Origin of the sequence: Marinobacter iranensis (genome assembly GCF_029207565.1) — a bacterium.
GTDB lineage: Bacteria > Pseudomonadota > Gammaproteobacteria > Pseudomonadales > Oleiphilaceae > Marinobacter > Marinobacter iranensis.
Genome location: NZ_JANCMW010000014.1, coordinates 94,178 through 115,412, shown reverse-complemented (window position 1 = coordinate 115,412; position 21,235 = coordinate 94,178). Strand labels below are relative to the sequence as shown.

The following is a 21,235-nucleotide window of genomic DNA, read 5'->3' as shown; positions in this document are numbered from 1 at the left end:
AACTTAACTCCTCAACTCCGGTGATGGTTTTACTCTTCTTCGTCCTGGGTTTCGGTTTCAGCCTGCTGACGTGGCTCGTCAGATTCGGCTGAACGACGCGGGCGATCATCACCGCCACGACGGTCTTCACGGGACTCGGAAGCTTTCATCGGGGACAGGTCCGTATCAGCACCATCGCGGCGCAGGATCATGTCGCGGATGATGGCATCGTTGAAACGGAAGTTGTGAGTCAGCTCGTCCATCGCGGTCTGTGAACATTCAACGTTCATCAGTACGTAGTGAGCCTTGTGAATCTTGTTGATCGGGTAAGCCAGGTGACGACGGCCCCAATCTTCCAGGCGATGTACCTTGCCGCCATCTTCATTGATGACACCGGTATAACGCTCGATCATCGCGGGCACCTGCTCGCTCTGATCCGGGTGTACCATAAATACGATTTCGTAGTGACGCATGAGTTCTCCCTACGGTTTAAACAGCCCCCAGCAAACGCACAGATAAAAGACTGGGCCAATGCAGGAAGCAAGGAGGTGGCAGACAAAGCTGCCGGCTTCTTGATGCGAACTGCCCCGATTTCAGGCAATACAGCACCGCCCCCTGAGAAAGGGGGTCACGTATTCTAGGCGTGTGGAGGGTACTATGCAAGCCGCTGACGCAAGGCTTCGTAAAGGCAGACGCCGGTGGCCACCGAAACGTTGAGGCTGTCCACGTGGCCGAGCATGGGTATATTGATCAGTAGGTCGCAATGTTCGCGGGTCAGCCGCCGCATGCCCTTGCCTTCAGCCCCCATTACCAGCGCTACGGGGCCAGTAAAATCAGCCTGATAAACGGTGCTTTCTGCCTCACCAGCAGTACCGATAAGCCAGACGCCATCGTTCTGTATGGTCCGCATGAACCGGGCAAGATTGGTCACCCGCACCAGTGGTACGGTTTCCGCAGCCCCGCAGGCGACCTTGCGCACCGTAGGTGACAACGAAGCGGATTTGTCCTTCGGCACCACCACCGCCTGAACACCGACTGCATCGGCGGTCCGCAGGCAGGCCCCCAGATTATGGGGGTCAGTGACACCGTCCAGAATCAGCAGGAACGGCGGTTTTCCGGAGCCGGCAAGCATCGCCAGGAGATCATCCTCGCTCCACTCGCGGCTTTCAGACACCGCCGCCACAACGCCCTGGTGAACCCCGGAAACCCGCTGATCCAGCTCTTTTCGGTGCACCACTTTCCAGGGCACCCCGAGATCATTCAGTGCATCGGTGACGGTTTTGACGCGGCGATCTTCCCGGCCGGTCTGGATCCATACCTGCTGCAAACGCTCCGGCTCACGCTTGAGAACCGCTTCAACCGCATGCCAGCCAAAAATAAACTCTTCAGACACGGCCTATTTTCCTGACTTGCGGGGCTTTCGTTTTTTGTCACCACCGGATGTCTTACCAGGCGCCTTCTTGCTCTTGCCTTTACCCAGGGCCAGCTTGGCGGCCTCCGCCACCAGTTTGTCCCGGGCCGACATTTCGCCATCGTCCTCGAACGTTGGCGCCGCATTTTCTGGCTTGTCTGATTTACCCTCGGACTTTGGCGCCGAAGAGCCTTTCCTTCGACGCGGTTTCGCAGGGGTATCGCCTGCTTTTTCGCGACCGCCCTTTTCCCGGCCACCGCCTTTGGAGGAACGGCCAGGAGCGGACTTTCCGCCTTTACCCCTGCCCTTGCCTTTATCCCTGGGCTCCCGCTTGGTGATTTCCAGCGCGTCCCGGTCGGCCTGGCGGTGCTGGGGGTCACTCACCAGCTCAAGATCAATCTTGCGGTCTTCCATACCCACACGCACCACCTTCACGCGCACATCGTCACCCAGGCGGAAACTCATTGCGGTACGTTCACCGATAAGGCGATGCTTGGCAGCGTCATGGTGGAAGTAGTCGCCGCTCAGCGTGGACACATGCACAAGGCCTTCTATATAAACCCCGGACAGTTCCACGAAGAAGCCAAAAGGTACGACCGCGGCAATCACACCGTCGTACTCCTCGCCGACGTGATCCTTCAGGTACTCACACTTGAGCCAGGCCATGACATCGCGGGTGGCATCGTCTGCACGCCGTTCGGTCATTGAGCAGTGCTCACCCAACTGATGCATGCGGGGCGTGTCGTAAGGGTAATCCGCAAGGTCCGAGTCCCGCTTCGGCGGAGCCACTACGTCCTTGCTGCCCTCTTCACCGTGAACCACGGATTTGATACCGCGATGCACGATCAGATCCGGATAACGGCGAATCGGCGAGGTGAAGTGGGCATAGCTGGCAAAGCCGAGGCCAAAGTGACCACCTTCATCCGGGCTGTACACCGCCTGGCTGAGAGAACGCAGCATCACGGTCTGGATTACGTTGGCATCCGAACGATCTGAAATACTGGACAACAGCTCCTGGTAATCCGCCGAGGTTGGTTTGTCACCGCCTCCCAACTGCAGACCCAGCTCGCTCAGGAACAGCCGCACTGCGTTAAGCCGTTCTTCCGAGGGACCATCGTGCACACGGTACAGAGACGGCACTTTGTGCTTCTTCAGGAATCGCGCGGTTGCCACGTTGGCAGCCAGCATGCATTCCTCGACAATCTTGTGGGCGTCGTTGCGCTGGACCGGAACGATTTCCTCAATCTTGCGGTTGGCATCGAACACCACCTTGGTTTCCGTGGTTTCGAAATCGATGGCGCCCCGCTCGGTTCTGGCCTTGCGCAGCAACTTGTAGAGGTTGTAAAGGTTATGCAGGTGCGGCAACACATGAGCATACTGCTCCGACAGCCTGTAGCCCGGCTCCGAATCCGGCCGTTCCAGCATGTCGCTGACTTTGTTATACGTCAGCCGTGCGTGGCTGTGCATTACCGCCTGGTAGAAGGTATAGCCACTGACCGCACCCGCAGCGCTGATGGTCATGTCCGCGACCATACATAGCCTGTCTACACCCGGATTCAGAGAACACAACCCGTTGGACAGCTTTTCCGGGAGCATGGGCACTACGTGATCGGGAAAATACACCGAGTTGCCGCGATTTATGGCCTCTTCATCCAGGGGAGTACCAGGGCGCACGTAGTGGGACACATCCGCAATTGCCACCAGCAACCGGTAGCCTCCGCGAGGGCGGGGCTCACAGTAGATAGCATCGTCGAAATCCCGCGCGGTTTCATCGTCGATGGTCACCAGGCGCAGGTTGCGGATATCCACCCGGTTCTGCTTGTCCTTTTCCGTGACTTCCTCGGGAATACCGGCTGCCTGTTCACCCACCGCTGGCGGCCAGCTGTGGGGAATGTCGTAGGAACGGATGGCAACATCGATTTCCATACCCGGCGCCATGTGCTCGCCTAGTACTTCAACCACCTTGCCTGTCGGCTGGGTGCGTACCGTGGGCTGACGCAGGATATCCACCACCACGTACTGGCCATGCCGCGCTTCGTTAATGTGCTCGGCGGGAATCAGCACTTCGTGATTAATGCGGGCGTTCTCCGGGACCACGAAGGAAATGCCGCTCTCCTGGAACAGCCGGCCAACCGTTTGATGGGTGCGGTATTCAAGAACCTCGACAATCACCCCTTCGCGACGCCCCCGGTCATCCACCCGGTCAACCCGGGCGGCCACCCGGTCACCGTGGAAGACCTGCCGCATCTGGCGAGCCGTCAGGAACAGGTCAGAGCCGCCATCATCCGGGATCAGAAAGCCGAAACCGTCTTTGTGCCCGGTTACACGACCGGTCACCAGGTCCGCCTCTTCAATGGGCAGGTAGGCGCCACGGCGGTTGCAAATCAACTGCCCGTCGCGGCACATGGCAATCAACCGGCGGCGCAGGGCCTCAATGCCTTCTTCGGACTGCTGCCCAAGCTCTTCGCACAGGGTTTCGTGAGTGGCCGGCGCGCCCCTTTCCTTCAGGTGCTCGAGAATGAACTCCCGGCTCTGAATCGGGTTGTCGTACTTGCTGGCCTCACGCTGCGCGTGGGGATCATTGTCCGTCTTTTTTCTGGAAACCATTCGTATCCTTATTCTGATTTCCCTGATGGAAATCAATCGTTATATTGCGTTTGCCAAGGAGTATAACGCTGCCGGCCCCCGCCTGCCTAACCGGCCGCCTAAAATAGATACAAAAACGGGCTGTGACGGGCAAAAAAATATTTGACAGCCTTTTTCCGAATGATTAAAGTACGCGCCATCGGTTGACGGCATTGCCCGCGGCCGCAGCAGAAAGTCCGGAAATTCAACGAAGTAAAGCTGTTGAGTCCCCACCGGGAAGACTGCAAATCACCTGCCGAGGTGGTGAAATTGGTAGACACGCTAGCTTCAGGTGCTAGTGGGGGCAACCCCGTGGAGGTTCAAGTCCTCTCCTCGGCACCACTTCCTCCCCCAGGAAGTGTTACGAATCCGAAACCTTTTATACGCACAAGTCGCAATAATTCTGTGACTGCAGCCTGCTGATCCCCCGGTTTTACCCGAGGAACCAGTCACCCTGCGCCATTACTCCACCAACCCCGACAAATACTCTGAAAGCCGCTGGTAGCTGTAGTTCACGCGGGCGTACGCCGCCGAGGGCGTTCTTTCGAATTCCCGGCCACAGGCTCTGCCGCCGCCATGACGATTCAGGTAGGCAACGCTGATGAGGTTGGGCTGATCCTCTACGAATTCACTGGAATTTTCGAACGGATAGTAAAATGCCCAGTCAAATCCCTCAGTGTTGCTGACACCCGGAGTGGATGCCATCGCCTCATCCACGAAGCCAAACCGAAGCGGCCGGAACCGGTCATTGCGATTGTCGAACTCCAACGCCAGCGAATTGAAACCGTCTGCCGGCACGATACTGCCGGATACCGTGTAGGACTGCTGAGCAGAGACGACCAGCGCTGCATCGGCATCGTCCGGATCAATGTCTCCCTCACAGGACTGAATGCTGTCGGTGAGCGCCATGGTTTCCTGTTCAACCCCATCAACGGAGCGGGTGTAGCCGAAAAAGGCGTCATTCCCGAACTGATCGTCGGGTTCCAGCACTTCGGTTTTGTCCCCTGATGTCGCGGTCAGGGACTGGACCTGTGCGTCCGCCATGGTCCACTCGTAACTGATAGCCGCAGGGGCCCCCAATGCCGATGATGAAGCCAGGCCCGGATGACAGGTGGTGGTGGTTTCAAATGTCGCCGTGCGGCTCTGCCAGTCGAACACCAGTCTCTCATCAGGCCCTTCAGCCTCGTAGTAGTTGGCGCTCTGCTGTGAGAGCGAGATCGACGGCATCCACTGAATGTTGGTGCCAGCAATCTTGCCACGGACATTGATCAGCCGGGCCATTTCCCTCATTGAAGGCGTCATGCAGCCATTCGCCGTAACAGACGTTAGCCGGCCGTCTTCCGAGTAGTCGAACATCAGTTCCGCAGATACGCTGAGGTTGGACATGGTCGCCGGCAACTGGCTTCCCTCGCCCCGCGCCAGAACCGTCTGGCGCTCCAGGATAACCGGGTCGTCCAGTTCAACCGGCACTTCCGGCAACGGCAGCTCATCGATATTGATGTTCTCGTAGTTCCCCTGGGACGCGGCCTCATCGACAACCCGAACCACGGCCAGGGCATTGCGGGCGAAGGAAACACCCAGCAGGTACACCGCCTCCTCGCTCAGGTAGCGTTCGCGGCCATCCCCGTTGCGAAGCATGTCGCTGTACTGTTCGGGAAACTGGCTGGCCATGAAGCGCGCAAAGGCGCGGGCATAGGCGTGGGCACGATGATCACCTGACCGAACGTAGTCACTGACCATATTCACGTTGCCCAGCGCTTCCGCCAACTCATTACTGGCCACCAGCAAATCCTGCAAACCGATCAGTCGGCGCTGGCGGACCAGATGACTCAGCGGCGTCACATTGCGCACGCCCGGTAGCGCACTGAGCATGTAGGCTTCTTCCAGCACCACGTCACCCATGCGGGTCTGCTCCATTGTCTGGCCCGGAAGCACAACGGCAAACAGGGGAAAATCCCTGGGGTCGATGTCCGGGGAGATGGAAGGGTCCTGTACCAGTTCAGTGATGTCCAGCGAGAAGACGCCGTCCTCTCCGGTCATGGCGGTGGGCTCCCCTCCCTGAAGGGTAACCTCGGTGCCAGCGCTGTTCTCGAAAGTCATGGGCCCCGGCGTGTACTGGCTGTCGCCGTCCATATCCAGCCAAACACGGGCGTTGCGCAAATAGCCGTCGATCACCCGACCGGTATAGGGCCTGGGCTCACCGTAGTCTCCGGCGTCGAAATCCCGGCCATCAATCGGTGACTCGTCAGACTCCTCGCCGCATCCGGCCAGGGCGAGGGTGAACAGGGCAACTGAAATGGGGAGCAGGCGTTTCATTGCGGCAACCATTATCCTTGTTAGAGGTTGTGCCGCTACTTTAGGGGATGTCGCCGGGGGGAACCTTGATAGGTTTGGCAATTTGTAAACTTAGGTAACAAAACGCGCCGGCGGAGACGTTCCGGCGGCGCGCCGATACGTTACATCAGGCTCTAGAACGAGCGTGCCACGATCTCTTTCATGATCTCGTTGGTGCCGGCGTAGATGCGCTGAACCCTGGAATCCGCCCAGGCACGGGCAATGGGGTATTCCCACATGTAGCCGTAACCACCATGGAGCTGGACGCACTCATCCATGACTTTGCACTGCAGGTCGGTGGTGTGCTGCTTCAGCATCGCCGCGGTCGGGATATCCAGTTTCTTCTCCAGGTGGAGTTCCAGGCAGCGGTCACAGAAAACCCGGGCAGCGGTGATCTCTGCTTTCATCTCCGCCATCTTGAAGCGGGTGTTCTGGAACGCGATCACCGGTTTACCGAACGCCTTGCGCTCCTTCACGTAATCCAGTGTCCACTGCCAGGCGGCTTCCGCTGCAGCGACAGCAGTCAGGCCCACCTGCAGCCGCTCGGCCGGCAGTTCCGCCATGAGCTGGAAAAAGCCCTGGCCTTCCATTGAGCCCAACAGCTTGTCGGCCGGCACCTTGACGTCCTGGAAGAATAGCTCGGAGGTATCCTGGGCCTTCATGCCCACCTTGTTCAGGTTCTGTCCTTTCTCGAAGCCTTCCCAGGCGCTTTCCACCAACAACAGGCTGGTGCCCTTGGCGCCCTCTTTCGGGTCGGTCTTCGCCACCACAATCACCAGGTCCGCCAACTGGCCGTTGGTAATGAACGTCTTGGAGCCATTAAGCACATAATGATCGCCCGCCTCGTTTTTCACGGCGGTGGTTTTAACACCCTGGAGATCGGAGCCGGCGCCCGGCTCGGTCATGGCGATGGCACCGATCATCTCGCCGGTCGCCAGTTTCGGCAGGTAATACTGCTTCTGCGTTTCGGAGCCGTAATTGAGGATGTAGGGAGCGACGATATCGGAATGCAGGGTCCAGCCGATACCGGACAGGCCGGCCCGGGAGACCTCTTCCATTATCACGGCACTGTAGCGAAAATCCGCCCCCACCCCACCGTATTCTTCCGGCATGGTCGGGCACAGGAACCCGAGCTCGCCGGCCTTCAGCCAGAGTTCCCGGCTGACCTGGCCATCCTTTTCCCATTGTTCGTGGTAGGGCGCCGCTTCCTGCTGAAGAAACTTGCGGACGGAATCCCGGAAACCGTCAAGGTCGGCATCGAAGAGTGTGCGTGGAATCATGGTAAACCTCGGTGAATGACTGTCTTGTGGTTGTCGTTCACCAAGTCTCGGGGGAGCGGCGATTTCGCTCAATGATGAAAAGCATCAATCGGGCTGGCCAAAACCATCGCCGGGAATCAGTCCGGCTGCTTTGCCCGGAGGCGCTCCTCGCCCCAGCGCGGCATCAGGTCCTGGGGCAGGCCCAGGTGATCCAGCAAGCGTGCAACGATGAAATCCACCAGGTCATTGACGGATTTCGGCTGGTGATAGAAGCCGGGGCTGGCCGGCATGATGACGGCTCCCATACGGGTCAGGCGCAACATGTTTTCCAGGTGCACTTCCGAGTATGGCGCTTCCCGCGGCACCAGTATCAATTGTCGCCGCTCTTTCAGGGCCACATCGCCGGCACGCTCGATCAGGTTATTGCTCGCTCCCGTCGCAAGGGCGGAAAGAGTACCGGTGCTGCATGGGCAAATCACCAACGGGGCTTTCTCACCAGAGCCCGAGGCCGGCGGTGAGAACCAGTCCTCCCGCCCGAACACCAGTACCTGCCCTGCCCTGGCGCCCGCATAGCTGGCAAGCGCGTCCTGCATGGCCCCAGTATTGCCCGGCAGCTTGAGATCGGTTTCCGTGGCAATCACCACCTGGGCGGCCTTGCTGACCATCACATGCACCCGGCAATCGGCTGCCACCAGGCACTGCAGCAGGCGAAGGCCGTACTGGGCGCCGGAAGCGCCGGTAAAGGCCAGATTGATCACACGCCGGTTGTCTGGTGCTGCTGTCATGCGGATGTTTCCTGCTCGGTTTATGGGCAAACGCGTTGTCAGCCGGTTCTACGTTCAAGTTTCGCAATCAGCTTCTGATGGATACCGCCAAATCCGCCATTGCTCATGATGACAATATGGCAGGGGCCGGACACCTGTTCCAGAACCCGGTCGATCAGCGCTTCCACGGTCGACTCAACACAGTGACGTTCCGGCGCTTCCGCTGCGGCGTTATGGCCTTCAATGAGGGCCGGCAACCAGTCCATCTGGTTCAGGTTGGCCCAGAATACCCTGTCTGCCGCCGCCGCGCTGGGTAGCAGGGTCTGCTGGTGAACCCCTTGTTGCATGGTGTTGGAACGGGGCTCGATCAGGGCGAGGATGGGCTCCTCCCCCACCTTGTTGCGCAGGCCTTCAAGGGTGGTGGCGATGGCGGTCGGGTGGTGGGCGAAATCGTCGTAGACGCGCACACCGTCAATCTCCGCCAGTAGCTCCATCCGCCGCTTGACCCCAGAAAACCGGCACAGTGCCGCTACCGCATGATCCGGGGTGACACCTACGTGGCGGGCGGCGGCAATGGCCGCGAGGGCATTGCGAACATTATGCAGACCGGTTTGGGGCCAGCTGACCGCGGCCACGGGTTGCTCGCGATGAACCACCATAAAACGGCTGCCATCCTCCGCCAGCAATTCCGCCCGCCAGTCAGCGATATAAGGCACTTCGCTGCCCACAGAGGTAGCCTGGACGCTACTCCAGCAACCCAATTCCAGAGCCCGGTCAAGATGGGTGTCCAGGGCCGGGCGCACGATCAGACCACGGGAAGGTACGGTTCTGACCAGGTGATGGAACTGGCGCTCAATGGCTTCCACGTTGTCGAAAATATCCGCGTGATCGAATTCAAGGTTGTTGAGAATCAGGGTGTGGGGCCGGTAGTGAATGAACTTGGAGCGTTTGTCGAAGAAAGCGCTGTCGTACTCGTCCGCCTCGATGACGAAGAAATCGCTGTTGCCCAGCCTGGCAGAAACCGGGAAATCATTGGGTACCCCACCCACCAGGTAGCCGGCCTCAAAGCCCGCCTGTTCCAGGATCCACAGCAGCATGGCCGTGGTGGTGGTCTTGCCGTGGGTGCCCGCTACCGCCAGCACCCAGCGATGGCGCAGCACTTCGCGGGCCAGCCACTCCGGGCCGGACATGTAGTCGATGTTCTGGTTCAGGACGGCTTCCACTTCCGGGTTCCCCCGGGACATGGCATTACCCACAAGCACCAGGTCCGGCTGCGGCCTGAGGTTATCAGAATGGTAACCTTCCATTAAGCCAATACCCTGGGCTTCCAGTTGCGTACTCATGGGTGGATACACACCCTGATCAGAGCCGGTTACGGTGTGCCCCAGTTCCCTGGCCAATACGGCCAGGCTGCCCATGAAGGTGCCGCAGATTCCCAGGATATGAATATGCATTCGGTTGTCGACCTCTTGGATGAAACCTGCAAAGCGTCCCGTATAGAATGCGGGCCGTCAAGCGTTGCTTACGACGTTTGATGTCATGAAAAAAAACAGCGATTGGCGTATCATCTGCCGCATTCGATGAAACTGCAGGAGGCACCAGCCGGAAATGGCCACCAGAAACGCATTCTATGCCCAGTCAGGCGGTGTGACCGCCGTCATTAACGCCAGCGCCTGCGGGGTCATTCAGACCGCCCGCAAGCACCCGGACCAGATCGGAAAGGTGTATGCCGGGCGCAACGGTATTATCGGCGCGCTCAAAGAAGAGCTGATCGATACCAGCCTGGAAAGTGATGAGGATATCCAGGCGCTGATTCACACCCCTGGGGGAGCGTTTGGCTCCTGCCGCCACAAGCTGAAGAACTTTTCCGAGAACAAGCGGGAATACGAGCGCCTGATCGAGGTGTTCCGGGCCCACGACATCGGCTATTTCTTCTACAACGGCGGCGGCGACTCCCAGGATACCGCCTATAAAGTATCGCAGCTTGCCGAGAAAATGGGCTATCCGATTACCTGCATCGGCGTTCCCAAGACCGTGGACAACGACCTGCCCTTCACCGACTGCTGCCCTGGCTTTGGCTCGGTGGCCAAGTACATTGCCACCTCCACCCTGGAAGCCAGCCTGGACATCCGTTCCATGTGCGACACCTCCACCAAGGTGTTCATCCTGGAAGTGATGGGGCGCCACGCCGGCTGGATTGCCGCGTCCGGCGGCCTTGCAGGCAAGGGTGAAGGCGAACCGCCCCATATCATCCTGTTTCCGGAAGTGCCGTTCGAGCGGGAACGGTTCCTTGAGCGGGTGGATTTCTGCGTCAAGGAGTACGGCTATTGTGTGGTGGTTGCCTCGGAAGGTGCCCAGTATGAAGATGGCCGCTTCCTGGCCGATGCCGGCGCCAAGGACGCCTTCGGCCATACCCAGCTCGGTGGCGTCGCCCCGGCCCTGGCCAATATGGTGCGCCAGGCCCTGGGCCACAAATACCACTGGGCCGTGGCGGACTATCTTCAGCGCAGTGCACGCCATATCGCCTCCGCCACGGATGTGGAACAGGCCTACTCAGTTGGCAAGGTGGCGGTGGAAATGGCCCTGGCCGGCAAGCAGGCATTGATGCCCACCATTGTCCGCGAGCAGTCACGTCCGTATCGCTGGCACATTGGTGAAGCACCGTTGAGCGAGGTCGCCAACCAGGAAAAGAAAATGCCGATCCACTATATATCCGATGACGGCTACGGCATCACACAGGACTGCCGCGACTACCTGGAGCCGTTGATCTATGGCGAGAGCTTCCCGCCGTTCGATGATGGCCTGCCGCGGGTTGCCAAGCTGAAGAATAGGCTGGTGGAGAAGAAACTGAAGGCCGACTTCCAGTTCTGATCCATCGACCTAAACCCCCGCCCACAAAAAAGGCGCCACCGGGTTCACCGCTGGCGCCTTTTTCATGTTTATGCGGAGCCGTACTATCGTGCGGCGGCCTCTGACAGCTGCACGAAATGGGAGAAGTGATCAAATCCGCCAACGTGCTCCTGGCCTACAAAAATCTGTGGCACCGTGTGCACCGGCTTGCCAATGGTCTTCTCCAGATCCGCCTTGCTGATGCCTTCCTCGGTCATGTCCACATAGCGGTAAGGAATGTCCTTGATCTCACACAACTGCCTTGCACGCATGCAAAAACCGCAGGAATTACGTCCATAGATAGTGACATGATCCATAAAATGACTCCTGTTCATAACTCTGGGCGGGCCGGATCATCGCAGCCGTCGATATAACTGCTGCAATGGTGGCACGCTCACTGAAAAAATAAAATTAATGAACTGAATGGCTCCGATAGCCTGGAGCGATTTAACCAGCACTATCGGATGTCACAATGCCATTTCCGGCGATCAGGTTTTCAGGCGGTTCAGTTCCGAGTCCAGAACTTTTACCTGCTCGTCCAGTGTTCGCCCGCTGCCGCTGACCCTTTGAGCCAGTGCCCGCAGATCATTGGCGGCATCGCCAATGCGGGTCAGGTTGCGATTGATCTCCTCACTGACGGAGCTTTGCTCTTCCGCCGCCGTTGCCACGTGAGTGACGTGTTCAACGATGGTACCGATACGTTCCACCACCGAAGCCAGGGAGTGGTCGGCCTCGCGGGTTCCCTCAACGGCCCGGGTGGCCCGGTCGACACCACCCTTGATAACGGTCACCGCACCGCCCACGTCGTTTTGCAGGCCATCGATCATCTGGCTGATTTCATCGGTGGACTCACGGGTACGGGAAGCGAGCGTTCTGACCTCATCAGCCACCACCGCGAAGCCACGGCCCTGTTCTCCGGCCCGTGCGGCCTCAATCGCAGCGTTCAACGCCAGCAGGTTGGTCTGCTCCGCGATGCCCCGGATAACTTCAATGATCCGATTAATGTCCTCACTGCGGGTTGCTACCTGACCAATGGCGGTGCTGGCTTCATCCATGTCACTTGCCAGTGCGCTTACGCCATCCACGGCAGACGTCAGTGTGTCCTGGGTAAAGCGGATGCCGTCCTGGGCCATCTGGGCGTTTTCAGCCGCCTCACTGGCAAATCCGGCCACTTCACCGGCGGCGGCCGACATTTCGTTCATGGCGGTGACCACGCTCTCGATGTCCTGATGCTGGCTTTCGGTCTGCTTGTCGGTTTCCTTGGCAATATTGTCGACATCCGCCGCCTGTTGGCTGACCTTGGCATTGACGTCTTTCAGGTCATTGATCATTTCCCGCAGCCGGCCCAGGAATTGGTTGAACCCGCCAGCCAGTTCGATCAGCTCGGAGTGGGTATCAATAGCCAGTTCGCTGGTCAGGTCCCCTTCGGCACTGGCCAGATTTTTCATGCGGTCACGGATTTCGTTCAGCGGTTTGGTCACCGAGCGCACCAGCACAATCAGGATCAGGATAGCGATGACCGATACCAGAACACCCACCATGGTCTGCCGCCCGGCGGTGGCGTTCACTTCACTGGACAACAGGCCAGTGATCTCGGCGACATCGGCCAGCGCCGTCTCACGGGGCAGCTCGATCAGCAGCGACCACTCGGTATCCGGCAACGAGATCTCAATGGGGTAGGAAACCGCCAGGGTTTCGCCGTCGTCGTAGGTACCGTCGCCACGATGCAGGGAAGTGTACTCCCCGGCCCGCTCTGGCAAGGCTTCCGACAGTGGCCGGCCCAGGTGTTCGCTGTAGTGGCTGGATGCGGCAATGAGCCCCTTGTTGCTCAACAGCGTGACCCTGGAGGCACCGTCATAGAGCTGGCTGCTGACGTTCACGATCGCTTTCTGGAGCGTCGACAGGTTGAGATCCACGCCGACCACGCCCGCAAACTCGTTGCCGTCCAGGATGGGAACAACCAGGCTGGTCATCAGTTCGGAATAGCCCTCCTCAATTTCGTAATCGTACGGCTCCATAATGCAGGGCTTTTTGGTCTCCATGGAACACAGGTACCATTCCGCCTCGCGAATACCGAACTCGTTCCGGTCGTCAAGGTACTTGGTGGCGGGGTCCTCGGTACGGCTGAAGACCACGTCGCCTTCCGGCGAACGGTAGTAATAGATTTCCAGGGTACCTTCATCACTACTGTGCTCTTCAACGCCCCCCGTGAAGTAGCGGTCCTGGCTATCATAGGCGTCAGGCTCGAACTGGGCATAGATCGAGCTCAGGCTTTCCTGCTCTTCCAGAACCGCCCCCACCGTTTCCTGGAGCGCGACCCGGCTAATCCGGCCTGAACTGTCGGTCTGTATATTCCGGGTGATGACGTTGCTAACGACTTCAGGCGTCCGGTACGCTGTCGCGAACATGCCACTGACCACTTCACCGTACTTCCCGGCGGTCGCATCCAGTCGGTCAATAGCGAGACTGCGCACGGTGTCGCGGGTTTCGGAGGTAATTCGCTGCTCCATCTCCCCCAGCGACAGCTGGGCGGTCACAACAATGCTGATGCCCATAATCAGCAGGAGCGTAATTACCAGGGCGTAGAGCTTGAAGCGCAGTGACAGTTTTTTCATTGATACAGCAACCTGTCTTGGTACGGGGGTTTATTCTCAGCGTAGTGCCCTGCAGACACCGCTGCCATTCGAGCCTGACCGGAATTCATCTCACGAGGAGCATGCATTGGCCTATCTTACCCTCTTCATGACGGCACTGGCTGCTGCAACGATATTGCCGGCGTATTCCGAAATACTGCTTGGAGGAATGGTCACGCAGGGCTACTCGCTTTGGTTGATATGGTTCTGGGCGACGGCGGGAAACACCGCAGGCTCGGTTATCAATGGGGTTATCGGCAGGCAGGTGGATCGCTTTAAGCATAAACGCTGGTTTCCGGTCTCCGAAATCCAGTTGGAAAAAGCCCGCACCCGTTTCAATCGTTACGGGCAGTGGTCACTACTTCTGGGCTGGCTGCCCCTGGGTGGCGACGCGTTGACCCTGGTCGGCGGTATCATGCGCGTTCCCTGGCTCAACTTCGTGGTACTGGTAGCCATTGGCAAGGGGCTACGTTATGGCTTGGTGATCTGGCTGGTGCTGGAAGCATCCGGCGTTCCCGGATCGCCATAGAGGTATTCCCGGAGCAAGTCCTCGCCGTTGAATTCCGCATTGAGCACGGCGATAAAGGTATAGACCCCTATTAGCTTGCGGTTGAGGAACACAAACTCCTTGGGCGGCACCTTGAAATAACGGCTGATGGCGGACCGCGCGGCCTGGCGCGCCACCCTTGAGGGCAGATCGCTCTGCTTCCAGCGGTACTGGCCGTTATCATTCACTGCGTAGTCGGGCCACTCACTACGGTCCCCGGACAGTGGCTCCAGCACTGACATGCAAACCCTACCGAACTTTTCCAGCACATCGTCGGGCCAGTCCCGGCTCATGAAGCGTAAGCGAATGCCGCCATCTATCACGGCGGACAAATCACCCTCATAGGAGGCGCGTATCATCTGGATAACCGGGTCCAGAAATTTTGCGGAATAGGCCTGTACCGCGCCGAAGTCCAACAGCACGATCTGATCAGCCTTGCTGTCTGAACCTTCCTCGCCGGCCATTCGGATCCGATAGTTGCCAAAATTGGGATCCGTCTGGATTTCGCCCCAGATGAAAAGCTCACGGAAGAACAGCTCCAGCGCTGCGCGGCCCAGCTCACTGCGACGCTCGAGAGAAAGCTCCCGGACCGCAACGGAACTCACGGAATGGCCAGGCTCGTAGGTGGAGGCAATGACATGGGCTGTGCAGTATTCGTCCAGAACCCGGGGCACAACAAAGCGCGGGTCGTCCAGCAGCAGCTGACGGAAGTTCTCGGTGGTGCGGGCCTCAAGGGCGTAATCCACCTCCCGGTGCATCATCTCCCGGACCTCTTCCAGCCAGTCGTTGAATTCCGGGCCGAAGGACACCAGGCGTGCAATCTTCAGCAGATGAGCCACGGCGTTCAGATCACTGTCGACAGCTTCATCAACGCCGGGGTACTGAACCTTCAACACCAGTTCCAGCCCGTCGCTGCGCCGGCGTGCCCGATGCACCTGCCCCAGGGAGGCTGCGCCAATCGGGTCAGGGTCCACCTCCAGCTCTGCCAGCCGGTCGGCACCGAGCTCATTCTTGAGCACCCGCTCAATAGATGGCCACTCCAACCAGGTGGTCTGATCTTCCAGGGTATGCAGCGCTTCGGTTACTTCCTCGGGCAGGAAGTGCTCACCATAAAGGGCCATGACCTGCCCGATTTTGACAACACTGCCCTTGAGCTTGCCTAGCTCATCCACCAGGAACTCGGCCTGACTGGATAGCATGGCGCGATGCCTGGCCTCACGTTTGTCCTTGCTGCTGAACCAGTTGGTCGCCATGTGCGAGGCCATGCGGGTGCCTGCGAAAAGACCCGCCCTGGTCAGGGTAAGCCGGCGCTCAAAGCTTCCGGTCTTGATACGTGCAACGGATGTGCTTCTGGGTCTGGATGCCATCAAAAACCTGCCCGGCTCTGTAAGTGTTGGCTCTATCAGCCTCTAGCACCATTATACGGATACCCCGGCCATCAAACCTAACCGACGCGCCCTCATAACGATGATCTTGGGGCCAATGCAAACCGCCCCTCTGCTGTTTACTCCTGTCATTCGATAATAGTTTTACGTTTTTACACAGTTCCCATGATCAAAGATGTTTAGTATGAAGATGTGGACGACAGGCGCCACAACAACGATCCAAAAACAACAAGATCCCGACAATGATACAGACCACCAGCAGACCATCCGACACCAAGCTGTCCCAGTTCCGTGTAAAGGGTGAAATTCCGGTTCCGATGCTGATCGGCCGCCTGACCCTGGCTGCTGTCCCCATTCTTTTGTTATTCGCCTGGCGCTCCCTGGACCGGGGGCTGCCCGGCTCCGCCACGATACTGATCGTCTTTGCCATGCTGCTCAGTGTCAATGGTATTGTCTATCTGATCAGCCACAACAGCACGCTGCAACGCCGTGGCTTTATTACCATGATTACGGTGCTGTTTACCTATCTTGCCATCAATGCGGTGGAGGACGGTTCTGCGATAATCTGGCTGTTTGCCTATCCTCCCATCATTTTCTACATCAGTGAGGCAAAAGTCGGCGTTATTGCCTGTGCCGGTGGCCTTGCAGCGGTCGCAGTACTGTTCAGTCCGCTCGGGGACATGGCGTTCGATTCCCCTTACAGCACCAGCTTTCGCCTTACCATGCTCGCGGTGCTGGGTTTTGAGATGTCCACCTGTTATGTCCTCGACCAGAGCCGACGACGCAGCAAGCTTGGCCTGCTGAAACTCGCTGCCGAGTTCGAATACGCCGCCAAACACGACGCCCTGACAGGGCTGGCCAACCGGCGTGAAGCCCATGAGCAGTTGGAGGCGGAGTACCAGCGCTATATGCGCAACTCCCGTGTTTTCTCGGTATTGCTGATGGATATCGACCTGTTCAAGTCAGTCAACGACAGCTATGGCCACCAGGTAGGCGACGAAACCATTGTGATGGTAGCCAGGACATTACAGGAGCAGAGTCGGAAGGTGGATACGCTGTCGCGATGGGGTGGGGAGGAATACCTTGTGCTCCTTCCAGAGACAGACACCCCTGAAGCTGTCCAGACCGCCAACCGGATACGTCAGACAATCGCATCAACCCCCATCAAGGCCCAGGGCCGGAGCATCAACGCTACCATCAGTGTCGGCGTGGCCACTATCCACGGGGCCGAGTCCGTGGACCGCCTGCTACAACGGGCCGACGAAGCCCTTTACCGGGCAAAGACCATGGGGCGCAACAAGGTATGTGATTTCGAGGGGAACTTCAGCTAGGGGCTCGTTGGGCCGGGATGTCCGCCATCACCAGTAATCACCACCCCGAGACCCGGCGGACGGCACCACCGGCAAGGCCGGCTATCAATTCGTCCGACAGGGTCGAGGCAAGGTCGGCAACCGTTGCCCCGGGGACGAAGTCACTGACCTGACACATGGCCATGCCGGCATAACCGCAGGGATTGATACGGCGAAACGGCTCCATATCCATGGCGACATTCAACGCCAGACCGTGGAACGAACAACCCCGCCTTACCCGCAGACCCAGCGACGCAATCTTCGCCTCTTCCACGTAAACGCCCGGTGCATCCGGACGCGGGGCAGCACTGACCCCCAGGCCAGCAAGTGTGCGAACGATGGCCTGCTCAATAACATCAACCAGCGAACGAATGCCCAGCCGATGGCGGGTCAGGTCTATCATCAGGTAGACCACAAGCTGGCCAGGACCGTGGTAGGTTACCTGTCCGCCACGGTCCACCTGGATCACCGGGATATCACCGGGGGCCAGTATGTGCTCGGCCTTCCCGGCTTGCCCCTGGGTGTAGACCCGTGGATGCTCCAGTAGCCAGAGTTCGTCCGGTGTGGAGGCGTCCCTGGACGCTGTAAACGACTTCATCGCTTCCCAGGTTTCCAGGTAGGGCTCCTCGCCCAGGGTACGCACAATGAGTTCGTCCATCAGGTCACAGCACCATGTGAACCCGGCCGCTGGCCTTGAGCTCCTCGAACAGGGCCTTCAATTGCGGTTCGCCAGTGGCGATGATTTTCAGGTTCACCGAGGCAAACCGACCACCGCGGCTGTCCTTCACCGTTACGTCGTCGTCCGTCAGGCCCGGCGCATGCTGCTCCACCACGCCCACCACGAACTCGACGAAGTCCGGGGCGGCATCCCCGATAACCTTGATCACGTAGTCGCAGGGGAACTCGATCTTGGGTGCTTTTGGTTCGCTCATCCCGGTTTTATCTCCTCTGCGCCCTTACTCAAATAACTGAACGAAGAATAGCTTCACGGCGTCCCAGATTCGCTTGAAGAAGCCACCCTCGGGAACATCACTGAGCGCCAGCGCTGGTTGATCAACCACCACATCGTCTCCCAGCATCACTTTTACCCGGCCCAACTCATCACCCATGGAGACCGGAGCCTTGATAACAGTGTCCAGTTCAACAGTGGATTCCAGGGAATCCCGGGAGCCTCTGGGGATGGTGACGTAAACATCTTCCGTCAGGCCAACCGACAGGTTGTCACTTTCACCGCCCCAGACCCGTGCTTCCAGCAGTTCCTGCCCGTTACGGAACAGGCGCTCGGTCTGGTAATACCGGAAGCCATAATTGAGCATTTTCTGAACTTCCTGGGCACGGGACGTGGTGCTGTCAGCCCCCATGACCACTGCGATCAGGCGGGTATCATTGCGCTTGGCTGAAGCCACCAGGCAATACCCGGCCTCTTCGGTATGACCCGTTTTCAGGCCATCAACACTGTCATCGCGCCACAACAGGCTGTTGCGGTTCGGCTGCCGGATATTGTTGTAGGTGAAGTGCTTCTGGGCATACAGCGGGTAGTTTTCGGGGTAATCGTTGATAATCGCCTTCGCCAGCAGGGCCAGATCGTAGGCGGTGGAGAAATGATCCGGCGCTGGCAGGCCTGTGGCATTGGCAAAACTGGACTCATTCATGCCCAGTATCTGCGCCTGCTGGTTCATGATGTCGACAAACGCCCCTTCGCTGCCGGCAATGAATTCAGCAAGTGCCACAGAGGCATCGTTCCCCGACTGGATAATCACGCCTTTCAACAAATTCTCGACCGACACCTCCGTTCCTTCCTTGATGAAGGTACGCGACCCCCCGGTCTGCCAGGCGTTGACACTGATGGGCACCATATCAGACAGGGATATCCGTCCCTCGTCCAGCTCCCGCTCCACAATGTAGGCCGTCATCATCTTGGTCAGGCTTGCCGGCGGCAGGCGTTCGTGACTGTTCTCTTCCATAATGATCCGGCCGGAAAGCGGATCCATCAGGATGTAGGAACTCGCCGCAATCTGCGGTGGTGACGGGATCAGGACAGCCTGGGCCGCGACAGGCATTGCCGGCAGCAGGGCCAGGAGCAGTACTGCAGTGAAGGCTCGGAACATGTTGTTTATTGCCATGGGTCCATTCAGTATCAAGTAGGTGACTGGTTTAATGAGTGTCAGTCAACAGTATTGACTGACCAAATCCGTGATTTTCAAGCAGGCTCTGGGCTCTCAGGGCTTCACCCTCATCCCTGAACGGCCCTACCTGAACGCGATGAAAGCGGCCTGAAGCCGTTTCTATTTCCCTTACCCGCATGGGGTTTGCAATGGCCCGCCGGGCCCTGTCCAACAGTGCCTCGGCGGGATTACGCTGACTGAACGAGCCCAGCTGTACGAACAGTGCCTCGTTACCGGACTCCGAATCAGCCAGGCGCTCAGCAGCAACCGGTGCCCCGGCATCAGGGAAGGGTTGGCCGGCAAGGGTCATCGAGCCATCCGGTTGCACCGTGATGGCGGCAACCTCCACCCTGGCAGTGCCCCTGCCCTGATAGCCAAGCTTCTTGGCCGCGGCGTAGGAAAGGTCGATCAGGCGGTCACCGTGGAACGGACCGCGGTCATTGACCCTGACCACCACGGAGCGACCGTTGTCGAGGTTGGTCACCCGGGCATACCCGGGAATCCTCAGGCTCTTGTGCGCCGCTGACATCTCGTACATGTCAAAAACCTCACCGTTTGAGGTTTTGTGACCGTGGAATTTCTCACCATACCAGCTCGCGGTGCCGCGCTGAACATAGCCATCGTTACTGCCCAGTACATGGTACTCCTTGCCCCAGACCCGATAGGGTGACTTGTTCCCGGCCCGGCGGGGCTCCTCATATCTGGGCTTCGCATCGGCAAGGCCGGAAACATCGAAGCCGCCCGGGGGTGCCCGGTCCTGAGAAAGGGTATATCGCGAGGAGTGATCCGGCTCAGGGGATGACGCACACCCTGTGAGGATCAGCGCCCCGAACATCAGCAAAAGGACATGGAATTTCATCACAAGCTGTTACTTACCCCGTCTTTTTCTTCTGCCTGTTTCGCCCGCGCCTCCAGCGCACCGGCCAGTTGGTGCACTGCCATGGCATAGAGATGACTGTGATTGTAGCGGGTTATCACGTAAAAGTTATGGTACGTCAGCCATAGTTCCGGGCCATTTTCGCCAACAAGGCGAACCGCCCGGGCTTTCGCATCACCTGACACATCGGCTTCAGGCGCTATGCCCGCCTGCCGGTAGTCATTGACTGTGAGCTCAGGCTTGAGTTCCCGAGACAGCAATGGAGAAGCCTCTGGCAGGTTGTTGTCTACCCGCTCCGCCACGGGCTCGCCGGCTTGCCAGTGATGGGCGTGGAAATAGTTGGCCACGCTACCGATGGCATCCACCGGGTTGGTGAGGATATCGGCCACGCCATCATTGTCAAAATCAATGGCGTAATGCCTATAGCTACTGGAAATAAACTGGCCGTAGCCCATCGCCCCGGCGTAGGAGCCTGTCACCTCAAGGGGATCAAAGCCCTGCTCACGGGTCATCAACAGATACTGGACAAGTTCGCTGCGAAAAAAGCGGCTCCGGGGCGGATAGTCAAAAGCCAGTGTGGTGAGTGCATCCAGCACCCGATATTTGCCTTTGTAGGTGCCATACCAGGTCTCAACACCAATGATCGCGGCGATGACGGGCGCGGGTACCCCGTACTCACTTTCGGCCCGTTCAAATGCCTTACGATGCTGCCGGAGGAAGTCGACGCCCTGCTCAATGCGTTCCTCCCGCATAAAGATCCGGCGGTATTCAAACCATTCAAGCGTTTTCTCCGCCGGCCGGCTTATGGCATCCAGTATCGAATCCCGGCGCTGGGCACTGGCCAGCATGTCAGTTACATGTCCCGCTTCAAAGCCGTAGCGTTCCGACATTTCGCGAACAAACTCACGGCCTTCAGGTGTTTCAGCGTATTGCCCGGCCGACACCATGGACGGAAGCGAAAGGCATACCATCGCCAACCCGATACCGACCAAAAACCTGACAGCTTTCATGAATCCCC

18 protein-coding genes and 1 tRNA gene are annotated in these 21,235 nt (G+C 58.6%); 4 read left to right on the top strand and 15 right to left on the bottom strand.

All coding sequences use genetic code 11. From position 1 onward, the window contains the following. Positions 1 to 29 precede the first annotated feature (29 nt). The 3 genes from rpsF to rnr all read right to left on the bottom strand — a co-directional run bounded on the left by rpsF (position 30) and on the right by rnr (position 3,997). A complete protein-coding gene (rpsF, locus tag NLU14_RS18780) occupies positions 30 to 452 on the bottom strand; it encodes a 30S ribosomal protein S6 (protein WP_275709445.1) in 423 nt (140 codons plus the stop codon). Positions 453 to 634: 182 nt separating this feature from the next. Next, positions 635 to 1,372, bottom strand: a complete 738-nt coding sequence (rlmB, locus tag NLU14_RS18775) for a 23S rRNA (guanosine(2251)-2'-O)-methyltransferase RlmB (protein ID WP_275709443.1) — start codon at positions 1,370 to 1,372, stop codon at positions 635 to 637. Between the two features lie 3 nt (positions 1,373 to 1,375). Beyond that, positions 1,376 to 3,997 carry a ribonuclease R gene (rnr, locus tag NLU14_RS18770; protein WP_275709441.1) on the bottom strand — a complete coding sequence of 874 codons (2,622 nt, stop codon included), beginning with the start codon at positions 3,995 to 3,997 and terminating at the stop codon, positions 1,376 to 1,378. A gap of 273 nt (positions 3,998 to 4,270) precedes the next feature. Here rnr and NLU14_RS18765 point away from each other — a divergent pair. Then, positions 4,271 to 4,357, top strand: a tRNA-Leu gene (locus tag NLU14_RS18765). A 120-nt stretch (positions 4,358 to 4,477) separates the two neighbouring features. Here the strand turns inward: NLU14_RS18765 and NLU14_RS18760 are convergent. From NLU14_RS18760 to mpl, 4 genes are all read right to left on the bottom strand, one after another. Next, the gene (locus tag NLU14_RS18760) at positions 4,478 to 6,331 is read right to left on the bottom strand and encodes a hypothetical protein (protein WP_275709439.1); all 1,854 of its coding nucleotides are present in this window, start codon (positions 6,329 to 6,331) and stop codon (positions 4,478 to 4,480) included. Between the two features lie 152 nt (positions 6,332 to 6,483). Continuing rightward, entirely contained in the window at positions 6,484 to 7,629 is a 1,146-nt protein-coding gene (locus NLU14_RS18755; protein ID WP_275709438.1) for an acyl-CoA dehydrogenase family protein, read from the bottom strand. A gap of 116 nt (positions 7,630 to 7,745) precedes the next feature. After that, a complete protein-coding gene (locus tag NLU14_RS18750) occupies positions 7,746 to 8,393 on the bottom strand; it encodes a flavin prenyltransferase UbiX (RefSeq protein WP_275709436.1) in 648 nt (215 codons plus the stop codon). Positions 8,394 to 8,431: 38 nt separating this feature from the next. Beyond that, positions 8,432 to 9,826, bottom strand: coding sequence for a UDP-N-acetylmuramate:L-alanyl-gamma-D-glutamyl-meso-diaminopimelate ligase (gene mpl / locus NLU14_RS18745; protein WP_275709434.1), 1,395 nt, complete (start codon positions 9,824 to 9,826; stop codon positions 8,432 to 8,434). Between the two features lie 154 nt (positions 9,827 to 9,980). Between mpl and NLU14_RS18740 the strand changes: the two genes are divergently transcribed. After that, positions 9,981 to 11,243, top strand: coding sequence for a 6-phosphofructokinase (locus NLU14_RS18740; protein ID WP_275709432.1), 1,263 nt, complete (start codon positions 9,981 to 9,983; stop codon positions 11,241 to 11,243). An 83-nt stretch (positions 11,244 to 11,326) separates the two neighbouring features. Here the strand turns inward: NLU14_RS18740 and NLU14_RS18735 are convergent, their stop codons facing one another. Continuing rightward, the gene (locus tag NLU14_RS18735; RefSeq protein WP_275709430.1) at positions 11,327 to 11,578 is read right to left on the bottom strand and encodes a GrxA family glutaredoxin; all 252 of its coding nucleotides are present in this window, start codon (positions 11,576 to 11,578) and stop codon (positions 11,327 to 11,329) included. Between the two features lie 171 nt (positions 11,579 to 11,749). Further along, positions 11,750 to 13,876, bottom strand: coding sequence for a methyl-accepting chemotaxis protein (locus NLU14_RS18730; protein ID WP_275709428.1), 2,127 nt, complete (start codon positions 13,874 to 13,876; stop codon positions 11,750 to 11,752). Between the two features lie 106 nt (positions 13,877 to 13,982). Here NLU14_RS18730 and NLU14_RS18725 point away from each other — a divergent pair, with 106 nt between their 5' ends. Beyond that, a complete protein-coding gene (locus NLU14_RS18725) occupies positions 13,983 to 14,423 on the top strand; it encodes a YqaA family protein (protein WP_275709426.1) in 441 nt (146 codons plus the stop codon). Here NLU14_RS18725 and NLU14_RS18720 read toward each other — a convergent pair. Beyond that, positions 14,366 to 15,808: an ABC1 kinase family protein gene (locus NLU14_RS18720; protein ID WP_275709424.1), complete on the bottom strand. Its 1,443-nt coding sequence runs from the start codon at positions 15,806 to 15,808 to the stop codon at positions 14,366 to 14,368. The two genes, NLU14_RS18725 and NLU14_RS18720, sit on opposite strands and share 58 nt — an antisense overlap. Positions 15,809 to 16,068: 260 nt before the next feature. Between NLU14_RS18720 and NLU14_RS18715 the strand changes: the two genes are divergently transcribed. Beyond that, the gene (locus NLU14_RS18715) at positions 16,069 to 17,157 is read left to right on the top strand and encodes a GGDEF domain-containing protein (protein ID WP_275709422.1); all 1,089 of its coding nucleotides are present in this window, start codon (positions 16,069 to 16,071) and stop codon (positions 17,155 to 17,157) included. A gap of 37 nt (positions 17,158 to 17,194) precedes the next feature. On the opposite strand, the gene lipB is transcribed toward NLU14_RS18715, so the two are convergent. The 5 genes from lipB to mltB are packed head-to-tail and all read right to left on the bottom strand — an operon-like array spanning position 17,195 to position 21,227. After that, the gene (gene lipB / locus NLU14_RS18710; RefSeq protein WP_275709420.1) at positions 17,195 to 17,833 is read right to left on the bottom strand and encodes a lipoyl(octanoyl) transferase LipB; all 639 of its coding nucleotides are present in this window, start codon (positions 17,831 to 17,833) and stop codon (positions 17,195 to 17,197) included. 4 nt (positions 17,834 to 17,837) lie between these two features. After that, positions 17,838 to 18,107 (bottom strand): HP0495 family protein, encoded by a 270-nt coding sequence (locus NLU14_RS18705; RefSeq protein WP_275709418.1) that lies wholly within the window; start codon positions 18,105 to 18,107, stop codon positions 17,838 to 17,840. A gap of 24 nt (positions 18,108 to 18,131) precedes the next feature. After that, the gene (locus NLU14_RS18700) at positions 18,132 to 19,298 is read right to left on the bottom strand and encodes a D-alanyl-D-alanine carboxypeptidase family protein (RefSeq protein ID WP_275709416.1); all 1,167 of its coding nucleotides are present in this window, start codon (positions 19,296 to 19,298) and stop codon (positions 18,132 to 18,134) included. Positions 19,299 to 19,329: 31 nt separating this feature from the next. Further along, positions 19,330 to 20,199: a septal ring lytic transglycosylase RlpA family protein gene (locus NLU14_RS18695; protein ID WP_275709414.1), complete on the bottom strand. Its 870-nt coding sequence runs from the start codon at positions 20,197 to 20,199 to the stop codon at positions 19,330 to 19,332. Continuing rightward, positions 20,199 to 21,227 carry a lytic murein transglycosylase B gene (mltB, locus tag NLU14_RS18690; protein ID WP_275709412.1) on the bottom strand — a complete coding sequence of 343 codons (1,029 nt, stop codon included), beginning with the start codon at positions 21,225 to 21,227 and terminating at the stop codon, positions 20,199 to 20,201. The genes NLU14_RS18695 and mltB overlap by 1 nt, the downstream gene beginning before the upstream one ends. Between the last annotated feature and the right edge of the window lie 8 nt (positions 21,228 to 21,235).

Excerpts from the sequence above, each read along its gene's own strand:
- NLU14_RS18720 (WP_275709424.1), bottom strand. The coding sequence starts at position 15,808 with ATGGCATCCAGACCCAGAAGCACATCCGTTGCACGTATCAAGACCGGA.
- NLU14_RS18715 (WP_275709422.1), top strand. The coding sequence starts at position 16,069 with ATGATACAGACCACCAGCAGACCATCCGACACCAAGCTGTCCCAGTTC.
- NLU14_RS18730 (WP_275709428.1), bottom strand. The coding sequence starts at position 13,876 with ATGAAAAAACTGTCACTGCGCTTCAAGCTCTACGCCCTGGTAATTACG.
- NLU14_RS18740 (WP_275709432.1), top strand. The coding sequence starts at position 9,981 with ATGGCCACCAGAAACGCATTCTATGCCCAGTCAGGCGGTGTGACCGCC.
- lipB (WP_275709420.1), bottom strand. The coding sequence starts at position 17,833 with ATGGACGAACTCATTGTGCGTACCCTGGGCGAGGAGCCCTACCTGGAA.
- NLU14_RS18705 (WP_275709418.1), bottom strand. The coding sequence starts at position 18,107 with ATGAGCGAACCAAAAGCACCCAAGATCGAGTTCCCCTGCGACTACGTG.
- NLU14_RS18755 (WP_275709438.1), bottom strand. The coding sequence starts at position 7,629 with ATGATTCCACGCACACTCTTCGATGCCGACCTTGACGGTTTCCGGGAT.
- rnr (WP_275709441.1), bottom strand. The coding sequence starts at position 3,997 with ATGGTTTCCAGAAAAAAGACGGACAATGATCCCCACGCGCAGCGTGAG.
- NLU14_RS18695 (WP_275709414.1), bottom strand. The coding sequence starts at position 20,199 with ATGAAATTCCATGTCCTTTTGCTGATGTTCGGGGCGCTGATCCTCACA.
- rpsF (WP_275709445.1), bottom strand. The coding sequence starts at position 452 with ATGCGTCACTACGAAATCGTATTTATGGTACACCCGGATCAGAGCGAG.
- NLU14_RS18760 (WP_275709439.1), bottom strand. The coding sequence starts at position 6,331 with ATGAAACGCCTGCTCCCCATTTCAGTTGCCCTGTTCACCCTCGCCCTG.
- NLU14_RS18700 (WP_275709416.1), bottom strand. The coding sequence starts at position 19,298 with ATGGCAATAAACAACATGTTCCGAGCCTTCACTGCAGTACTGCTCCTG.
- NLU14_RS18750 (WP_275709436.1), bottom strand. The coding sequence starts at position 8,393 with ATGACAGCAGCACCAGACAACCGGCGTGTGATCAATCTGGCCTTTACC.
- mltB (WP_275709412.1), bottom strand. The coding sequence starts at position 21,227 with ATGAAAGCTGTCAGGTTTTTGGTCGGTATCGGGTTGGCGATGGTATGC.
- mpl (WP_275709434.1), bottom strand. The coding sequence starts at position 9,826 with ATGCATATTCATATCCTGGGAATCTGCGGCACCTTCATGGGCAGCCTG.
- NLU14_RS18735 (WP_275709430.1), bottom strand. The coding sequence starts at position 11,578 with ATGGATCATGTCACTATCTATGGACGTAATTCCTGCGGTTTTTGCATG.